Annotated in this window: 16 protein-coding genes and 1 tRNA gene; 13 read left to right on the top strand and 4 right to left on the bottom strand. The window is 58.8% G+C overall.

Features of this window, described 5'->3' with window-relative positions; all coding sequences use genetic code 11:
• Positions 1–34 precede the first annotated feature (34 nt).
• The 4 genes from HJ536_RS19790 (at position 35) to HJ536_RS19775 (ending at position 3,269) form a co-directional block, all read left to right on the top strand.
• Positions 35–1,108 carry a BMP family ABC transporter substrate-binding protein gene (locus HJ536_RS19790; protein WP_177159123.1) on the top strand — a complete coding sequence of 358 codons (1,074 nt, stop codon included), beginning with the start codon at positions 35–37 and terminating at the stop codon, positions 1,106–1,108.
• A 172-nt stretch (positions 1,109–1,280) separates the two neighbouring features.
• Positions 1,281–2,360 carry an FAD-dependent oxidoreductase gene (locus tag HJ536_RS19785; RefSeq protein ID WP_176853080.1) on the top strand — a complete coding sequence of 360 codons (1,080 nt, stop codon included), beginning with the start codon at positions 1,281–1,283 and terminating at the stop codon, positions 2,358–2,360.
• Between the two features lie 69 nt (positions 2,361–2,429).
• Complete coding sequence (locus HJ536_RS19780) at positions 2,430–2,771, top strand: carboxymuconolactone decarboxylase family protein (RefSeq protein WP_177159122.1); 342 nt, start codon at positions 2,430–2,432, stop codon at positions 2,769–2,771.
• Positions 2,772–2,837: 66 nt separating this feature from the next.
• Positions 2,838–3,269 carry an EF-hand domain-containing protein gene (locus tag HJ536_RS19775; protein ID WP_176853078.1) on the top strand — a complete coding sequence of 144 codons (432 nt, stop codon included), beginning with the start codon at positions 2,838–2,840 and terminating at the stop codon, positions 3,267–3,269.
• 75 nt (positions 3,270–3,344) lie between these two features.
• Here HJ536_RS19775 and HJ536_RS19770 read toward each other — a convergent pair whose 3' ends face one another.
• The gene (locus HJ536_RS19770) at positions 3,345–5,846 is read right to left on the bottom strand and encodes a GcvT family protein (RefSeq protein WP_177159121.1); all 2,502 of its coding nucleotides are present in this window, start codon (positions 5,844–5,846) and stop codon (positions 3,345–3,347) included.
• A gap of 178 nt (positions 5,847–6,024) precedes the next feature.
• On the opposite strand from HJ536_RS19770, the gene panC reads away from it, so the two are divergent.
• The gene (panC, locus tag HJ536_RS19765; protein WP_177159120.1) at positions 6,025–6,870 is read left to right on the top strand and encodes a pantoate--beta-alanine ligase; all 846 of its coding nucleotides are present in this window, start codon (positions 6,025–6,027) and stop codon (positions 6,868–6,870) included.
• Positions 6,867–7,676 carry a 3-methyl-2-oxobutanoate hydroxymethyltransferase gene (gene panB / locus HJ536_RS19760; RefSeq protein ID WP_176853075.1) on the top strand — a complete coding sequence of 270 codons (810 nt, stop codon included), beginning with the start codon at positions 6,867–6,869 and terminating at the stop codon, positions 7,674–7,676. Before panC ends, panB begins: the two co-directional genes overlap by 4 nt.
• Positions 7,677–7,763: 87 nt before the next feature.
• On the opposite strand, the gene HJ536_RS19755 is transcribed toward panB, so the two are convergent.
• Entirely contained in the window at positions 7,764–8,750 is a 987-nt protein-coding gene (locus HJ536_RS19755) for a 2-hydroxyacid dehydrogenase (RefSeq protein WP_177159119.1), read from the bottom strand.
• Between the two features lie 98 nt (positions 8,751–8,848).
• On the opposite strand from HJ536_RS19755, the gene HJ536_RS19750 reads away from it, so the two are divergent.
• The 5 genes from HJ536_RS19750 to HJ536_RS19730 all read left to right on the top strand — a co-directional run bounded on the left by HJ536_RS19750 (position 8,849) and on the right by HJ536_RS19730 (position 12,902).
• Positions 8,849–9,379 carry an SH3 domain-containing protein gene (locus HJ536_RS19750; RefSeq protein WP_176853073.1) on the top strand — a complete coding sequence of 177 codons (531 nt, stop codon included), beginning with the start codon at positions 8,849–8,851 and terminating at the stop codon, positions 9,377–9,379.
• 88 nt (positions 9,380–9,467) lie between these two features.
• A tRNA-Gln gene (locus tag HJ536_RS19745) sits at positions 9,468–9,542 on the top strand.
• Between the two features lie 120 nt (positions 9,543–9,662).
• A complete protein-coding gene (locus HJ536_RS19740; RefSeq protein WP_177159118.1) occupies positions 9,663–11,636 on the top strand; it encodes a site-specific integrase in 1,974 nt (657 codons plus the stop codon).
• 2 nt (positions 11,637–11,638) lie between these two features.
• Positions 11,639–12,520, top strand: a complete 882-nt coding sequence (locus HJ536_RS19735) for a hypothetical protein (protein WP_177159117.1) — start codon at positions 11,639–11,641, stop codon at positions 12,518–12,520.
• A 142-nt stretch (positions 12,521–12,662) separates the two neighbouring features.
• Positions 12,663–12,902: a hypothetical protein gene (locus HJ536_RS19730; protein WP_177159116.1), complete on the top strand. Its 240-nt coding sequence runs from the start codon at positions 12,663–12,665 to the stop codon at positions 12,900–12,902.
• A 258-nt stretch (positions 12,903–13,160) separates the two neighbouring features.
• Here HJ536_RS19730 and HJ536_RS19725 read toward each other — a convergent pair whose 3' ends face one another.
• Both HJ536_RS19725 and HJ536_RS19720 read right to left on the bottom strand, forming a co-directional pair.
• The gene (locus HJ536_RS19725) at positions 13,161–14,540 is read right to left on the bottom strand and encodes a M16 family metallopeptidase (protein ID WP_177159115.1); all 1,380 of its coding nucleotides are present in this window, start codon (positions 14,538–14,540) and stop codon (positions 13,161–13,163) included.
• Positions 14,541–14,564: 24 nt separating this feature from the next.
• Positions 14,565–15,905 (bottom strand): peptidase M16 family protein, encoded by a 1,341-nt coding sequence (locus HJ536_RS19720; RefSeq protein WP_177159114.1) that lies wholly within the window; start codon positions 15,903–15,905, stop codon positions 14,565–14,567.
• 63 nt (positions 15,906–15,968) lie between these two features.
• Between HJ536_RS19720 and HJ536_RS19715 the strand changes: the two genes are divergently transcribed.
• The gene (locus HJ536_RS19715; protein ID WP_177159113.1) at positions 15,969–16,496 is read left to right on the top strand and encodes a hypothetical protein; all 528 of its coding nucleotides are present in this window, start codon (positions 15,969–15,971) and stop codon (positions 16,494–16,496) included.
• Positions 16,496–16,714, top strand: a complete 219-nt coding sequence (locus HJ536_RS19710; protein WP_177159112.1) for a helix-turn-helix domain-containing protein — start codon at positions 16,496–16,498, stop codon at positions 16,712–16,714. Before HJ536_RS19715 ends, HJ536_RS19710 begins: the two co-directional genes overlap by 1 nt.
• Positions 16,715–16,935: the final 221 nt, after the last annotated feature.

Genomic DNA, 16,935 nt, shown 5'->3' with positions numbered 1-16,935 from the left:
GCAACAAAAAGACCACCAACAGGAGTTAATCAGAATGAAACTCATGCAGCATCTGGCCACCGCCGCTCTGGCGCTTGGCGTTGCAACCGGCGCGATGGCGGCGGACAAGACCAAGGTCGGCTTCATCTACGTAGGCCCCATCGGCGATGGCGGCTGGACCCACGAGCACAACACCGCCCGTCTGGCTGTCGAAGAGCATTTCGGCGATCAGGTCGAGACCACCTTTGTTGAGTCCGTCCCCGAAGGTGCCGACGCCGAGCGCGCGATCACCCAGATGGCGCTTGGCGGCGCCGACCTGATCTTTACCACTTCGTTCGGTTACATGGACCCGACCATCAACGTCGCGGCCAAATTCCCGAACGTGAAGTTCGAGCACGCCACCGGCTACAAACGCGCGGATAACGTGTCGACCTACTCGGCCCGCTTCTACGAAGGCCGCGCTGTCGAAGGCCTGCTGGCCGGCAAAATGACCAAGTCGAACATCATCGGTTACATCGGCTCGTTCCCGATCCCCGAAGTGATCCGCGGCATCAACAGCGCCTACATTCAGGCGAAAAAGGTCAACCCCGACGTCCAGTTCAAGATCGTCTGGGCTTACACCTGGTTCGACCCCGCCAAAGAAGCTGACGCAGCCAAAGTTCTGATCGAACAGGGCGCAGACGTGATCCTGCAGCACACCGACTCAACCGCGCCTCAGGCTGCGGCTCAGGAAAAGGGCAACGTCTTCACCTTTGGTCAGGCGTCGGACATGATCGAATACGCGCCCGCACCGCGCATCTCCTCGATCATCGACAACTGGGGCCCCTACTACATCGAGCGCACCCAAGCGATCATCGACGGCACCTGGACCAGCACTGACACCTGGGCTGGCATCGGCGCAGGCATGGTTGGCATCGGCGAGATCACCGACGCCGTTCCCGCCGACGTCAAAGAAGCCGCTCTGGCGCTGAAAGACTCGATCGCATCGGGCGCCTACCACCCCTTCACCGGCCCGCTGAACAAGCAGGACGGCAGCGCATGGCTGGCCGAGGGCGAGACCGCAGATGACGGCACTCTGGCAGGCATGAACTTCTACGTCGAAGGGATCGAAGGCTCGATTCCGCAATAAGATGTAAAAAATTGCAAAATGAGACCGCGTCCGACCTTTCGGGCGCGGTTTTTTCATTGCAATTTACACGTTCCCGCATGAATCGGGGTACAATAAAAAAACTGGGTCACTCGGCAGATCAATGGCAGGCCTTCTCTCTTCGATTCTCCGGCGCAAAAGCCGGACACCGTCCGTGTTTGACTTCGCCGTGGTTGGCGGGGGCATCGCGGGAATGTCCGCTGCCGCCGCGCTGGCCCCCCTAGGGTCGGTGGTAATTATCGAGGCAGAACGGCAGGTTGCCTATCATGCGTCGGGACGGTCCGCGGGCATCTACCAGCCCCACCAAGGGACCGCCGCCGTGCGTGCCCTGACCGAAGCCAGCGCCACCCATCTGCACTTTTCGAACGGGGGTGTGCTGCGCAAACGCGGGATGCTCCTGGTGGGCCGCGTGGGCGAAGAGGCCTATTTCGACTACGAAGCACAGGCGGGGCGCCTGACCCCGATCCCCGTAGAAGATGCGGGTGTCTACTTTCCCCTCCTAAAAACCGAGCATGTGTCGCGCGCTGCGTGGTCCAACGATGTTCTCGATTTGGACGGTCACGCCCTGCTTCAAGGGTACTCAACCCAAGCCCGAACCGACGGCGTTCAGCTGCGATCTGACGCTCAGGTGCTTGAGATCAACCACTATGCGGACGGCTGGCGGCTGAACACCACAGCGGGCCAGATCCATGCGCGGCTCTTGATCAATGCCGCCGGTGCATGGGCCGATGTGATTGCCCAGATGGCCGGTCTGCCCCCCGTTGGCCTGAGCGCGCTGCGCCAATCCATGATCGACCTGCCCGCGCCGATGGGACATGACAGCCGTCGTTGGCCCTATGTCCGCGCGGCGGGTGGCCGTTGGTACATCAAGCCGATGGGCAACACCCTGCTGCTGTCCTGCGCCGAGGAAGAACGCGCCGAACCCGCCGATGCCCTTGCAGACGAGGTGGTGCTGGCCAACGGTCTGGCCCGTTTCGAGGACATGTCCACGATGTCGATCTCTCGGGTGAATGGCACTTGGGCGGGGCTGCGAACCTTTGCCCCTGATCGTTCGCCGATTGTGGGGGCCGACCCGCTGAACCGAGATTTCTTCTGGCTAGCGGGCCAAGGGGGCACCGGTTTCCAGACCGCCCCTGCCCTGAGCGATCTGTTGGCCGATATGATGACGGGCCGCGCCAGTGCCTTGGCCGGTGATGTGATCTACGCCCTGTCCCCCGATCGCCTGCGGGGTTGACCTCGATCAAGGCACCCGTGCCGCAGCAATGGTTTGGCTTTCGCAAGTTATATGCGAAAGGCAGAATACATGAGCTGGCAAGACAAGATCGACGGAACCCGTGACCAACTGCGCGCCCTAAACAAGGCGATCCCCGATGTCACCAAAGGCTTCGCCACCCTAAGCAAGGCTGTCAAACAGGACGGCGCGCTGGATTTCAAAACCAAAGAATTCGTGGCCCTCGGCATCGCTGTGGCCACCCGCTGCGAGGCCTGCATTACCCTGCACGTTGAAGCCCTGATCAAATGCGGCGCCACCCGCGAGGAAATCGCGGACTGTCTGGGCATGACCATCCAGATGGGCGGCGGCCCCGCCATGATGTACGCCGCCAAGGCCCTGGACTGTTTTGACGCATTTACCGAAGAAAAATAATATTCCAAAGACGGAATATAAAAACTCGTGCGTTTAACAGGTATGAAAGCCAAAGAGGACATCACAATGAAAACGATCAAACTCGCCCTGCCCCTGATTTTTGCAGCAACTCTGGCTGTGGCAGAAAACGGCGTTCCCGGATCGCACTTTATCGAAAACTGGGATCTGGATGGCGACGGTCAGGTCACCTTGGCCGAGGCAGAAGAGCGCCGCGGCGATGTCTTCCTGAGCTTTGACGCCAACGAAGACGGCTTCATCGACGGCGAAGAATACAAAGCCTTTGACGAAGCCCGCGCCAACGACATGCAAGGCCAAGGCGGACACGGCAACGGTGCGATGAAAAATGCCGAAGGCGGGATGCACCTGCAGTTCAACGATGCAGACGGCGATGGCCGCGTCAGCCGCGACGAATTCGTCGGCCGCACCAAAGACTGGATCGCGCAGATGGACCGCAATGGTGACGGGTCTGTCACCACGGCCGATTTCGGCCGCCAGTAAACCCATACCACCCCGAAGCGAAAAGGCCGCGCAGAGTGATCTGCGCGGCCTTGTTGGTTCGGAGGGGAACTGGGATTAACCGTCCTTGCGGATGGTTTCGTTCTTGCTGTCGTAGGGGCTGTCTTCGACGATCTCGCCGTCCCACAGCTGGTTCTGCATACGAACCTTGACCTTGGTGCCGACAACCGCGTGCTCGGGCTGGACATAGCCCATGCCGATCGACTTGCCGAACGCGACCGAGTAGCCACCCGAAGTCAGACGACCGATTTTCACGCCGTCGATGTACAGTGCTTCGCGGCCCCACGGATCGGCATCAGCCGGACCATCGATCAGAACGGTGACGCACTTGCTGCGCACGCCGGTTGCTTCCATCGCTGCCTTGCCGCGGAACTCTTTGGACAGGTCCACAAAGCGGGGCAGATCGGCCTCGAGCGGGGTCGCATCACGGCCCAGTTCGTTGCCAAACGCGCGATAGGATTTCTCCTGACGCAGCCAGTTCTGAGCGCGGCCACCGACCCATTTCAGATCGAATTCCGCACCGGCTTTTTCCAGCAGGTCGAACAGGTAGTTCTGCATTTCGATCGGGTGGTGAAGTTCCCAACCCAGCTCGCCGGTATAGGCCACGCGAATCGCGTTCACGGGGCACATACCCAGTTCGATCGGACGCGCCGACAGCCAGGGGAAGCGCTTGTTCGACAGAGCGGTCTCGGGGTCCGCGTCCTTGATGATCTTCTTCAGGACATCGCGCGACTTGGGGCCAGCGATGGCGAATACGCCCCACTGGGTGGTCACATCCTGAATGTCGATGCGGCCGAACTCTGCCTCTTTGTCCTGAGCCGACTTGATCAGGAAGTCCTGATCGTACTCGTGCCATGCGCCTGCGGACACCAGATAGTACTCGTCATCCTTGAGGCGGACGATGGTGTATTCGGTGCGTACGGTGCCGTGGTCGGTCAGCGCGTAGGTCAGGTTGATGCGGCCGGTCTTGGGCAGCTTGTTACAGGTGAACCAGTCGAGGAACGCGGTCGCACCAGCGCCTTTGACGAGGTGCTTGGTGAACGCGGTCGCATCGACAACGCCAACGCCCTCGCGGATCGCTTTGGCTTCGTCCACGGCGTACTGCCACCAGCCGCCACGGCGGAAGCTGCGGGCATCATGGTCAAAGCTGCTGGGGGCATCGAGGGGGCCGAAGTAGTTCGGACGCTCGAACCCGTTGACGACACCGAACTGGGCACCGCGGGCCTTCTGACGTTCGTAGGCCGGACCGGTCCGCAGGGGACGGCAGGCTTCGCGCTCTTCGTCGGGGTGGTGCAGGACGAACACGTGCTCGTAGCACTCTTCGTTCTTGCGAGCGGCGTATTCGGTGGTCATCCACTTCTGGCCGAAACGCTTGGGGTCCAGCGACGCCATGTCGATCTCGGCTTCGCCAGCGACCATCATCTGGGCCAGATAATAGCCGGTGCCGCCAGCCGCGGTGATACCAAAGCTGAAGCCCTCGGCCAGCCACATGTTGCGCAGACCCGGTGCGGGGCCAACCAGCGGGTTGCCATCGGGGGTATAGCAGATCGGGCCGTTAAAGTCGTCCTTCAGACCCACATGCTCGGTCGAGGGGATGCGCTCGATCATCGCCATGTATTCTTCTTCGATGCGCTCCAGATCCAGCGGGAACAGGTCCGCACGGAAGCTGTCGGGCACACCGAATTCGAAACACGCGGGCGCGCCGCGCTCGTAGGGGCCGAGGATCCAGCCGCCGCGCTCTTCGCGGACGTACCATTTCGCATCGGCGTCACGCAGAACGGGGTGCTCGCCGTGGGTCTTGCGGTAGTCGACCAGCGCCGGATCGGGCTCGGTCACGATGAACTGGTGCTCAACGGGGATGGCGGGCATCTTGATACCCAGCATCTTGGCGGTGCGCTGTGCGTGGTTGCCGGTACAGGTGACCACGTGCTCGGCGCGGATTTCGAACTTTTCGTCGCCGGGGACAAGGTTGCCGCCCTTTTCGACCATGATGGTGCCGCGCACGATCCACTCGGTGCCGGTCCAGTCGTAGCTGTCCACCTGACACTTGCGGTAGATTTCGACGCCGCGCTGACGGGCGCCCTTGGCCATCGCCTGAGTCACGTCCGCGGGGTTAATGTAGCCGTCGGTGGGGTGATAGATCGCACCAACCAGACCTTCGACGTTGACCAGCGGCCAACGCTCTTTGATCTGCTCGGGGGTCAGGAATTCGTAGGGAACGCCCACGGTCTCGGCGGTCGAGGCGTAGAGCATATATTCGTCCATACGCTCTTGGGTGCGGGCCATACGCAGGTTGCCCACGATCGAGAAGCCAGCGTTCAGGCCGGTCTCTTCCTCGAGAGTTTTGTAAAACTCGACCGAGTACTGGTGGATGTGGCTGACGGCATAGCTCATGTTGAACAGCGGCAGCAGACCCGCAGCGTGCCAGGTCGAGCCTGCGGTCAACTCGTCGCGTTCCATCAGAACGACATCGTTCCAGCCGGCTTTGGCCAGGTGATAGGCAACCGACGCACCGATGGCACCACCACCGACGACCAGCGCTTTGACTTGGGTTTTCATGAAGGGACTCCCTGCGGGCAGAATTCTTTGATCCTATCTATTCAGAACAACACCTTCGCCGATTGGTCCAGCCGACATTTTGGGGGCTGAAACCGACCGCAACGTCGTATGAGACAAGCGTTGTTCTCGCCACCGCAGAAAGATAGAACCGATCCAATGCTCAAAGGAGGGGTCGGTGATGCAGGTTTGCACAACAATTGCCCAGATTCGCGCTCAGGTCGCAGCGTACAAACAGGCCGGAGAGGTCGTCGCGCTGGTGCCCACGATGGGCTATCTGCACGAGGGTCACATGACGCTGGTCCGCCGTGCCCGTGCCGAAGGCGACCGCGTGATCGTCTGGATCTTTGTGAACCCCACCCAGTTCGAGAATCCCGACGATCTGGCGAAATACCCACGCGACACCGAGCGCGATCTGGCCATGCTCCGCGCCGAAGGGGTCGATGCCGTCTTCCTGCCCGAAGTGTCCGAGATTTACCCCGAAGGCGCGGAAACCATCGTAGAGACCACTCATCTGGCGAACGTCCTGCATGGCGCGGTGCGTCCCGGCCATTTCCGGGGGGTGACCACCGTGGTCACCAAGTTCTTTAACATCATCCAGCCCGACGTCGCGATTTTCGGCGAAAAGGACTACCAGCAGTTGCAGGTGATCAAACGGATGGTGCGCGATCTGCACATGCCGATCCGCATTGTCGGCCAGACCACCGTGCGCGGATCCGACGGGCTGGCCATGTCCAGCCGCAACGTCCGCCTCGCCCCCGATGACCGGATCGCCGCCCTGATCCTGAGCCAGTCGCTGAACGCCGCAGAAGCTGCCGCCAGCGCCGGAACCACCGTTGAAAACCTGCGTCAGGTCATCGCGGAGACCATCGCCACCGAGCCCCGTGCAAAACTGGTCGGCTGTGATATCGTCGCCGCAGAAAGCCTGTCAGACATAACCGGTCCCCTGACCGGCCCCACTGCCATCATGATCTCGGTCGAGGTCGGTGGCGTCCTGCTGATCGATCAGAGGGTAGTAACACCATGAGTGCACAGAACCAGATCCGCCGTACAACCGTTCCGCAAATCGCCCGTCGCAAAGGCGGCGAGCCGATCGTGTCGCTGACCAGCTATCACGCGCACACCGCCGCGATCGTGGACAAACACGCGGACTTCATCCTTGTGGGCGATAGCCTTGGCATGGTGATGCACGGCATGGAATCCACCGTGGGTGTCCCGCTGGACCTGATGATCATGCACGGCAAAGCTGTGGTGCGCGGCACCAAAAAGGCGCTGATCGTCGTGGACATGCCCTTTGGCACCTATGAGGAAAGCCCCAACATCGCCTTCCGCAACGCTGCCAAGATCATGAAGGAAACCGGCTGCGGCGCGGTAAAACTAGAGGGTGGCAAGCGTATGGCTGAAACCATCCGCTTCCTGACCGAACGTGGCATCCCCGTGATGGCCCATATCGGCCTGACCCCGCAATCGAGCCATGTCCTTGGCGGTTTCAAAACCCAAGGCCGCGATGAAGACAGCTGGCCTCTGCACGAAGAGGACGCCCGCGCGGTGTCCGAAGCCGGCGCTTTTGCCGTTGTCCTCGAAGGCATGGTCGAGCCCCTCGCCGCCAAAATCACCAAGCAGATCGACATCCCCACCATCGGCATCGGCGCCAGCGCGGAATGCGACGGCCAGATTCTGGTGCTCGAGGACATGCTGGGCCTCAACCCTTGGACCCCGAAATTCGTCAAGGTCTACGGCCAGCTTGGCCCAATGATCGAACAGGCGGTCAGCGACTACGCCGAGGATGTGAAATCCCGCGCCTTCCCGACCGAAGACCAAGTCTACCGCTAAAATGATCAAGGGGGCCAACGCGGCCCCCTCTTTCTTGGGATAAATACCCACTGCGCCAAGGCCCGCCACAAGGCGGGCCGAACACAGTTATAGCATCGCAGGAACCACCAGATCCGGCGGACGGTGCCCATCGGCAAAGGTTTTGACGTTCAGCAGAACCTTCTCGCCCATCTCCAGTCGCCCTTCGATGGTGGCCGAGCCCATGTGCGGCAGCAGCACCACATTGTTCTGTTGGCGCAGACGCGGGTTGATCTGGTGGCCGTGCTCGAACACGTCCAGACCTGCACCGGCAATCTCGCCCGCGCGCAGCATCCGGGTCAGCGCGTTCTCGTCGATGACTTCCCCGCGCGAGGTGTTCACGATCACCGCGTTCGGCTTCATTAGCTTCAACCGGCGTGCGTTCATCAGGTGGAACGTCGCAGGCGTGTGCGGACAGTTGATCGAGATGATGTCCATCCGCGCAACCATCTGGTCAAGGCTTTCCCAATAGGACGCCTCGAGCGATTCCTCGACCTCGGGGCGCAGGCGGCGACGGTTGTGGTAATGCACCTGCATCCCGAACGCCCTTGCGCGGCGTGCCACGGCCTGACCGATCCGGCCCATGCCCAGGATACCCAGACGACGACCACCAACACGGCCCCCCAGCAGCGCGGTCGGGGCCCAGCCCTCCCACTCGCCGGATTGCATCAGCGCCAGACCTTCGGGAATCCGGCGTGTGACCGCCAGAATCAACGCCATGGTCATGTCGGCCGTATCTTCGGTCACAACACCGGGGGTGTTGCTGACCAGAATGCCGCGCTGACGGGCGGTGTGCACATCAATGTGGTCGACACCTGCCCCGTAGTTCGCGATCAGCTTCAGCCGGTCCCCTGCCGCCGAGATCACCGCCGAATCCAGCGTATCGGTCAACGTGGGCACCAGAACGTCCGCATCCTTCATGGCCGCGATCAGTTCTTCGCGACTCATGAGGTGATCGTCCTCACGTAAAGTTACATTGAAAAGCTCTTTCATACGCGTTTCCACTGCTTCTGGCAGTCGCCGCGTTACAACAACTTTCAAGCGCTCTGATGGCATTCGAGCCCTCCGCATCTTTCCATATCGAGCCGTTGCTGGCAGAGTGTCCCATGATAGGGGGCAGTACAAGAACCCCGCTGAAAAAAGACAACGAGCAGATGAGCTTTCGTGCAACTTTCGGCCTAAGCGCCGCACTCCTGACCCTGTCACTGGCCGCCAGCCCGATCGCGGCCCAAGAAGCCATCCCCGATAGCGGCGAAACGTTGGGGCCCGTAACCAACCTGCCCCTGCCCCGCTTCGTGTCGATGAAATCATCCAAGGCCTTTGTCCGCCGCGGCCCCAGCCAGACCCACCGCGTTGACTGGGAATTCAAGCGCCGCGACCTGCCCGTCGAAGTCACCGCCGAATATGGCCACTGGCGCCGCATCCGCGACCGCGACGGCGCGGGTGGCTGGATTCACTATGCCCTGCTGTCCGGCCGCCGCACCGCGCTGGTCGACCAAGAGATGATCAGCCTGTTCAGCGACCCTGACCTGCGCTCGACCGAAATCGCCCGCCTTCAAAAGGGCGTCATAGCACAGATCGTGGAATGCATCCCCACGTGGTGCGAACTGAAGGTTGATGACTACCGCGGATGGACCCCGAAAACGGGCATCTGGGGCGTGAAACCCGACGAAGTCTTTGATTAAGAAAAAAGTTCGGGGTTGGGCGATTTTTTTTCCTAACCCCCCTTGCAGCCCCCAGAGGCTTTGGGTAAACACCGCCACACACTGCTACTGGGGTGTAGCCAAGTGGTAAGGCACCGGTTTTTGGTACCGCGCACCGTAGGTTCGAATCCTACCACCCCAGCCACAAACTTCCGTAACATGCTGATCTGAAACGGTTTAACTGTGATTGTGATTTGTGATGTACACCCATGTGTATCACACGTCTGCCACACAGGCCCGCTCCGCTCCTGACAGGAGCAACGGAATGTCCCTCGCCCCCAATCTTCTTCGCCGTGGTGCAAATTACTCATGGCGTCGCCGCGTCCCGACCTCGGTGATTTGCGCACTTGAGCGTAATCCACAAGATTTTTTCGAATCCGGACTCTATTTTCGCAAAAGTAAGATAGTCTTTCAGGTAGCACTTGGGACTGCCTCCCCAAAAGACGCGAGGTCCTTGGCGCATGTGTTGAATTTTCAGAGTGAAAGGATGTTTACGATGCTCGAACAACGCGGCCTGACCCAAGACCAGAAAGCCCTCTGCATGAGGACTTTTTACGAAGAAGAAGTTCAGCGGATGAACCTCCGCCTTGCTGTCCAACATGGCGACACACCCCCTCGGGATGGGGCGCCCATGCTGGCCCCCACTTATGGGCAACACAACAGCATACTGGATCAACTCGCAGGTGAAGCTTTCAAGCTGCTCGCGAAATACGGTGGTGGTGCGAAATTTGACCCGAACCTGTATCCTGAACTGCGCGCCCGCAACTTCTCCAAACAAGAGGTCGAGGATGGGCAGTTTCAAATTAATCTTTACAGGCAAGACTTTTTCAAAACGACCCCTGGCCTCGGGCGCTTCGGCAATCCTCGCCTGAACGCAGCAGCAGCTCGCGCAGAAGAGCTCGGGATCGACAGTTCGGATAGTGTTTCCGTCAACGAGGTGCGTCGCATCCTCCTTCTGGCGAAAGCACTTGCCCATCTGAACTCGAAAGATTCATTCGAAAACGAATTTGAAGCCTTAAGCGCTGTAGCAATTGAAAAAGCGAAGTCCGACTCGAAGACTTTCGCCAATTCGGTGTTTTCAGTGTCTAATGAAAATCGTTCAGTATCCGCGCCCTCGGAAAGGGAAAATCTCGCAACCCCAAAAACAGAAGAACCTCGAAGTACATACAGTTCATTGTTGCCAGATATATTACAACTGCACATATCCGATAAACTCTCTGAGAATGCGAGCATGAAGACGATCAATCAGATCACCCAATGCACTCATCTCTTTACGGAAATAACCGAAGTCAGAGACCTTCGGGAAATCAGGCAATCCCACTTGGCTAGTTTTGTGGACACAATGAGGCGCATTCCCAGCCTCTACAGAAGAAGCCCAAAAGAGAAAGAAAAGCCAATAAAACAAATCATCGCAGAAGCGGATCAGAAAGAAGAATCGATCAAACGTTTCAGCGCAGACACCATCAATAGAAACCTAACGTTCATTAATGGCCTCATTAAAAGCGCGGCAATGCGTGGAATCGAGGCTGACTCAAAAATAAACATCAGCATCTTAAAGCAGAAGAAACCCAAAGACGCTGAGCCTCCTCGCGATCCCTTCACGAAATCGGACATTCAGAGCCTATTTCAGGCCCCTCTCTGGCAGGGTTGCCAATCGAGAACAGTGCGGACACGCCCAGGAAACCGGGTATTCAAAGACGAGTACTATTGGCTTCCGATCTTGGGGGCATTCACTGGCGCACGACGTGCCGAAATAGCCGGTCTTCGCCGAAACGAAATCATTCAGGTGGACGGCATCTGGTGTATCGACATTCGAAAGAACGATGTTCGACGCATAAAAAACAGCACTTCAAAGCGCTGCGTGCCAATCCATAGCCAGATTCTCGAATTGGGCTTTTTGGAATACGCGAAGCCATCACCCAACAGTAAAGAGCCAATCTTTCCTAGGTTCAAAAAACAGAAGGCCGACGAGGAGCACGGTCAAGAAATCGGATACACATTTCGTAAACTCGTTGATGAGTGGGTCGAAAACCCGAAAAAGAAATGTTTCCACTCTCTCCGGCACTATATTTCGACGACCCTCGGCAACAACCCCGAGGTCAGCCTCCTCTTTAAAGACGAAGTACTGGGCCATCGGTCACCTGGCATCGGAAATAGCAGATACTACGGGGGAACAGAGATTCAAAACCTCAAAGCCGCGATTGAAAGCCTGCCCCGCATTTCTGCCCTGGAGGACTAATTATGAAGAGCGCCAAAGCGAAAAAGGGAAATATCTACATCTTCCAGCTCGAAAAGAAATCCAGAAACTTCGGAACAAAGTTCGGTACCTCTAAGGACCCTCGCGCTCGGTCTAAGCAGATAAAGACACGCTCGTTTGCCTATGCGGATCGCGTGAGAGAAGCCTTGGCATTCGTTGCCGCAGATGGCCTCGCAGAAGAAATCGAGCGATCGGTTAAAATGCACTACAAACACCATCTTGTCCCAACAGAGTGGAACACTGAAGAAATAGTTTATCCGTGGATTTCTGATGCCCTTATATGGACTATCGAGTCCTGTCTGGAAAACCCGGACAAGACCGACGAGATCGCGTGGCGCGGCGCGAACAAGCCGTTTTCGCTGTTATCACCTCCGGAAGTCACCCTTGGGGATCAAGGCTTCGGGAACCGAAATTTCGGTAAAAACTTTCTGAGCTCTGATGATATTAACGAGCACCTCCGCGCGATCGGCCAGCCCTGTGTCGTACGATCCCCACGGCTAGACAGCGCGTGCGCCAAGGACATCAGGGTCACTGTCGGGATGGATACCATCACAGTGGCATACCTATTCGAGTTCGGCATCGATCCGAGTCTCACGGGTGCTGACCACTCCTCTTATTGGCTCCCACAGATTGATGGCCCCCTCCGATATCTGCTGTTCCGCCCCCACGAGCGCTTCGAAATGGGACGCATCCAGATTTCACCTTATAAGGCGATGGGCGGCTTTTTATCCGGGGTAAGGTTCACAGAGGTCTACGCAAAGACGCCGTTTGCTAAGCCGAAAATCCACGTGACCGGCCCGCTCGGAGAGCTCTTGGGGGAAGAGGAAGCCGAGTATTTAAAGGAAGCCATCGTCATGGACACCTAAGGCAAGGCATTCGGCCCGATCTGACGGCATACTGCTCTGGCTGGATGCGCCCATTACATTCAGCCAAAGGCGCCACGGTCGAAACCTGCCCTACAAATGCACTACTCAAAATGGGTGTCTTTCATTCCCAAGGGACAAACACATGAAGAAGATACGCCTCTTCGATTATCCCGAACTTCGACGGCTGTGCTGGCATCGCCAGACAGACATGGAACTTACCGAAGAACAGGCACACAAAATTTACACTCGAAATTGGCGTCACCTGAATCAGCAGCGCCTCACCGAAGACGAAGCAGCGTTTATCGCGAGGTTAAGGGCTTACCGTTTGAGGGCTGCTTTTGAAGATCCGCCCGATGAATGCCAGCAACCCGATTTGCCCTAGAAAAAGCCCATGGCCATATAGCACGCCTTGAAAAGGTCTTGGCTTCGTCAGACGGGTGATCTCCCAATTTTCACGTAAGATTGCCCCCCTTCACACAGGGCGGAAAGCGGACTTTCGTTGCATTTGCGCAATCATGTGCCACAGTCTACGAAAGCGGGCATTCACAATGCATTGCAGCGACCGTCATGTTCTGGTCGTGTGTCCTGGCCATACTCAACGTGCTGGCGATCTTTAGGGTAACGCACTGTTCCATGACATCTAGCGGCACTCCAATGCTTGTTCCGGCGCGGTAATGACACAGGCGTCGGGGAAGGCCTGCGGGTCGGGGCCTGCGGCGAAGACGGCCAGATCACCGGCCTGCGGGAAGGCAGATTGCAGGCGTTGTGCGACGTCTTTCGCCGTCAAGGCGGCCAGATCATCGGCGATGCTATGGTAGTCTTGCGGGTCCCGCCCATCTAGAAGTAGTTCGCGGATCATCGTGGCCGAGCTGCTGACATAGACCATGTTTTGCCGGATGTTGTCTGCGATGCGCTGGGTCGTGTCCTCCAGACCGTCGAGCCCGGGTGCCGCACGAAAGTCAGCATAGGCCCGCAGCACGGCATCTTGGGCCTGCCGCATTTTTGCGGTGTCGATCTCTCCGGTGATGACAAAGCCGCGCTGAAGCCGGCTGTAGTTCAAAAGTTCCATCGACATGCCATAACTCGCCCCGAGGTCTGTCCGGATGGCGTCAAACAAAGGGCTGCCCGCGCCTGCGGCGAACAGATTTGCGGCCACCAGATCGATCCCGTCCATCCCGTCATGGGTGGATGACAGGGTGCCCAAAAACCCAAGGATCGATTTTTCCGCTGCTGGATCGTGCAGATAGATCATCCGGTCGGGCAGAGTCAAAGGAGCCGCTTCAAACTGTTCCGCCACAGTGGCCGAGGGCGGCGGCAGCAGGGTGTCGATGATCTCGCCTGCGTCTTCGACGTTTACGGCGCCCGTCACCACGAGGGCCACAGGCGGGGCTGCGAAACTGTCCTTATGCCACTGGCGCAGGTCGTCTGGCTGAACGGCGTCCAAGGCATCCAAGTCTGTCGCGCTGAGGAATTTCATCTGCGGGGTTTCGCCGAAAATCGCATAGCGTGAGGCCTGCCACATCTGGACGTGCAGAGGAAAATCCTGCGTCGCCTGATCGCGGGTTTGGGCGATGATACGGTCAAACCATCCGGGATCGAACACGGGCCGCTGAAATAGATCAGCCAGAACCGGCAGCACGGCGTTGCGGTGATTATTGGGGAATTCAACCTCACCATAAATCAGATCGGAGGCAGGCCCGATATGACCATAGGCATTTTTGTCGTCCAGAAGGTCCAGAACTTCCGCAGAAGAAAGGGTATCCGTGCCGCCTGATAACATCATCTCGGCGGCCAGACCAGGCACCCATGTGTTGTTCTGGCTGTTATTGAGCCAATCCGTCGCCCATGCCGCAGATACCATGATATCCGTCACCCCTTTTTCGGTAATTGGCATGAGCTGAAACGCATGCCCCGCCGGTGACACATGGGACGAAATCACGCGGTTGTTGTCGTCCTTGCAGGCGGCCAGGCCGAGGATCAGGGCGCAACTGGATAGGACACGACGAGTGGTCTGGAACATGAACGAAAGCTCTCTCAATGGGGGTCAATCGGTTGTGACCAGCCGCGTTGCGGCGGATCGGGGTGACAAAAGGTGGCGGGTGAAGGCGCGAAACCGCCCGTATGGCAGGGAGGCCGTCGCCTGGTGCAGGTCCGACAGGGGCACGAAAACCTCACCTGCAAACCGCGCGTTGAACAACCGACTGTCGTTTGTTTCTGACGGGTCTCGGTCTGCTGCGATCGATGTGGCTTCGGCGTCGCGGAGGGCCTCGAACGCGGCCTCGTCCGGCGTGTCCAGCATCCGCATCGTTTCACGGGTGAGGGCAGCGTCGAGATCAGAAAGCGTCACGTTGCGGTCCGGCTGTGCCGTGATCCAGGAGGACAGACCAGCGGTGCCCAGTGGGGACAGCCCCAAATCAAAAGAGGCCGCGACAAAAGCATCATATCGCAAGGGCCGCGCAAGCCCGCCCGCTTTTGTGCTGTGTGCCATGGCGGTCAGAATGCCGCTGGCGGCATAGATCTCGGCCCAAGTGAAACCCGCGGGCTGGGTGAAGGTCTTCTCCTGGATCACCTTTCCCCGCGACAGCCCCGACACGTGGCTGTAGGCGAAATCCAGCGGGGCCTGTGGCCAGAGTGGCAGCGCTTCGGGCAGAAGGGCCGCTCGGGGGGCGGGCCAATTGTTGATCGCACCGATGGCACGGGAGACGTCACGGGGGCTGACCGGCCCGCGCAGAATGAGTGTTGCCACTGACAACTGGTGGGTCTGGTCGTGCAAACGGCGTGCAGAAGACAAGCTAAATTGCCCGATACTGTCTTTCGACCCCAGAACCGACCGCGCGTAAGGCCCATCACCAAAAAGGCTGCGGGTGCTGTCGTTCCAGACCGCATCCAGCGGGTCGTCGAGCCGATGCAGGTCGAATTCCCGTTCAACGATGTCGCGCTCCCGCAGGGCAAAGGCCTCGGACGCCGTCAGGGGCGCGGCTGTTGCGGCAAGGCGGGCAATGGTGTCTTGCAACTGGTCGGGCGCGCGGGACAGCCAATAGGCAGTTGCATGGGAGGACGTCAGCGCATTGCTGTGCCGCTCTCCGTCCGTGTCTTCCCCTTGCAGGTTCTGCCACGCGAGATGTTCCAGATAATGGGCCAGCCCCTCGGTGTAAGGGTTATGGGCTTCGCCGTAGGGGTAACACAGGACCACATCCACGGTCGATTGATCATCCCGCGGCGTCACAAAAACCTCGCGGAACGGGCCGATTGGCCCCAGTGCCGCAGGCGCGTCGCCGTCAGGTCGCAGATGCGAGATCAGACCGCCCAGCCCGACCAAAGGCACGGCAGACGCAGCTGTCAGCACAACGCGGCGCGTGAGCTTTGTCTTTGCGGCATCAGGCATTGTGCGATTCCTCGCGGGTATATATATTTCGAAAAGTAATTATCGTTAAACGAGAATTTATCAATGAAAAAAATCCAAAGAACCGCGACTCTTCTCATTCCTGTGCTCGGGGTATTTGCGACGCTCTATGTGGTATTTGTGGCCGGAGACACTTTGCGGTTTGCGTTTTTCGACCCCAACGCGTGGTACGCCAGTGGCTGGGTGCATCCCGACGCGCCCGTCCCGCTTTGGCAACGGGCGATTTATGCTGTCATCTGGATCTTGCCCGTCGCCTTGGGTCTGTTTGCGGTCTACGCGGCCCTGCGGGCGGTTCTTTTGATGCGTACGGGCACCCTCTTTGATGAACGTGTGGGGCTGCGGATGCGGCAGGTGGGCATCGGCACCAGCATGTCTGGGCTGGCGGATTTCTGCGCCAATCTTGTGTCGCCTTCCATCCTGTCTCTGACCAACCCGAACGGGGCAGAACCCTTAAGCTGGTATTTCGACAGTGAACCGGCGGGATTGATCGTCTGCGGGGGCGGGTTTTACCTGATTGGCTGGATCCTGACCGAAGCGCGGCGACTGGCCGACGAAAACGAAGGCTTCATCTGATGCGGGTCGTTGTCCGTCTTGATGTCATGCTGGCCAAACGCAAGATGATGTCCAAGGACCTCGCAGAGCAGATCGGCATCACGGTGCAAAACCTCAGCCTGTTGAAAACCGGCAATGTGCGCGGTATCCGCTTTGCCACGCTGGCGCGGATTTGTGAGGTGCTTGACTGCCAGCCGGGCGATATTCTGGAGGTCGAACCAGATGACGACCTGGCGTGACATCGGCCTTCCAAAATGGTGATCGTTGCCCCGAAAGCTGCTGAGATCAGCCTTTCAGGTCCGAGTTTTCCGCACTGACGGTGCGCCGACAGGCCCACGCAAAGGCAACAGAGTTGGCGGCCATTCGGCGCGCCTATTTCAACAGAAATCACCAAATCGGCGAATGTCCGCAATGCGGGCTGGGATTGCAGCATTCCAAAGTCAGGTCGAGAGTCAGCAAA

This window comes from Donghicola mangrovi (assembly GCF_013377535.1).
Classification (GTDB): Bacteria; Pseudomonadota; Alphaproteobacteria; order Rhodobacterales; family Rhodobacteraceae; genus Donghicola; species Donghicola mangrovi.
The sequence above is the reverse complement of the archived record's forward strand: the minus strand, read 5'-3'. Positions and strand labels throughout refer to the sequence as shown.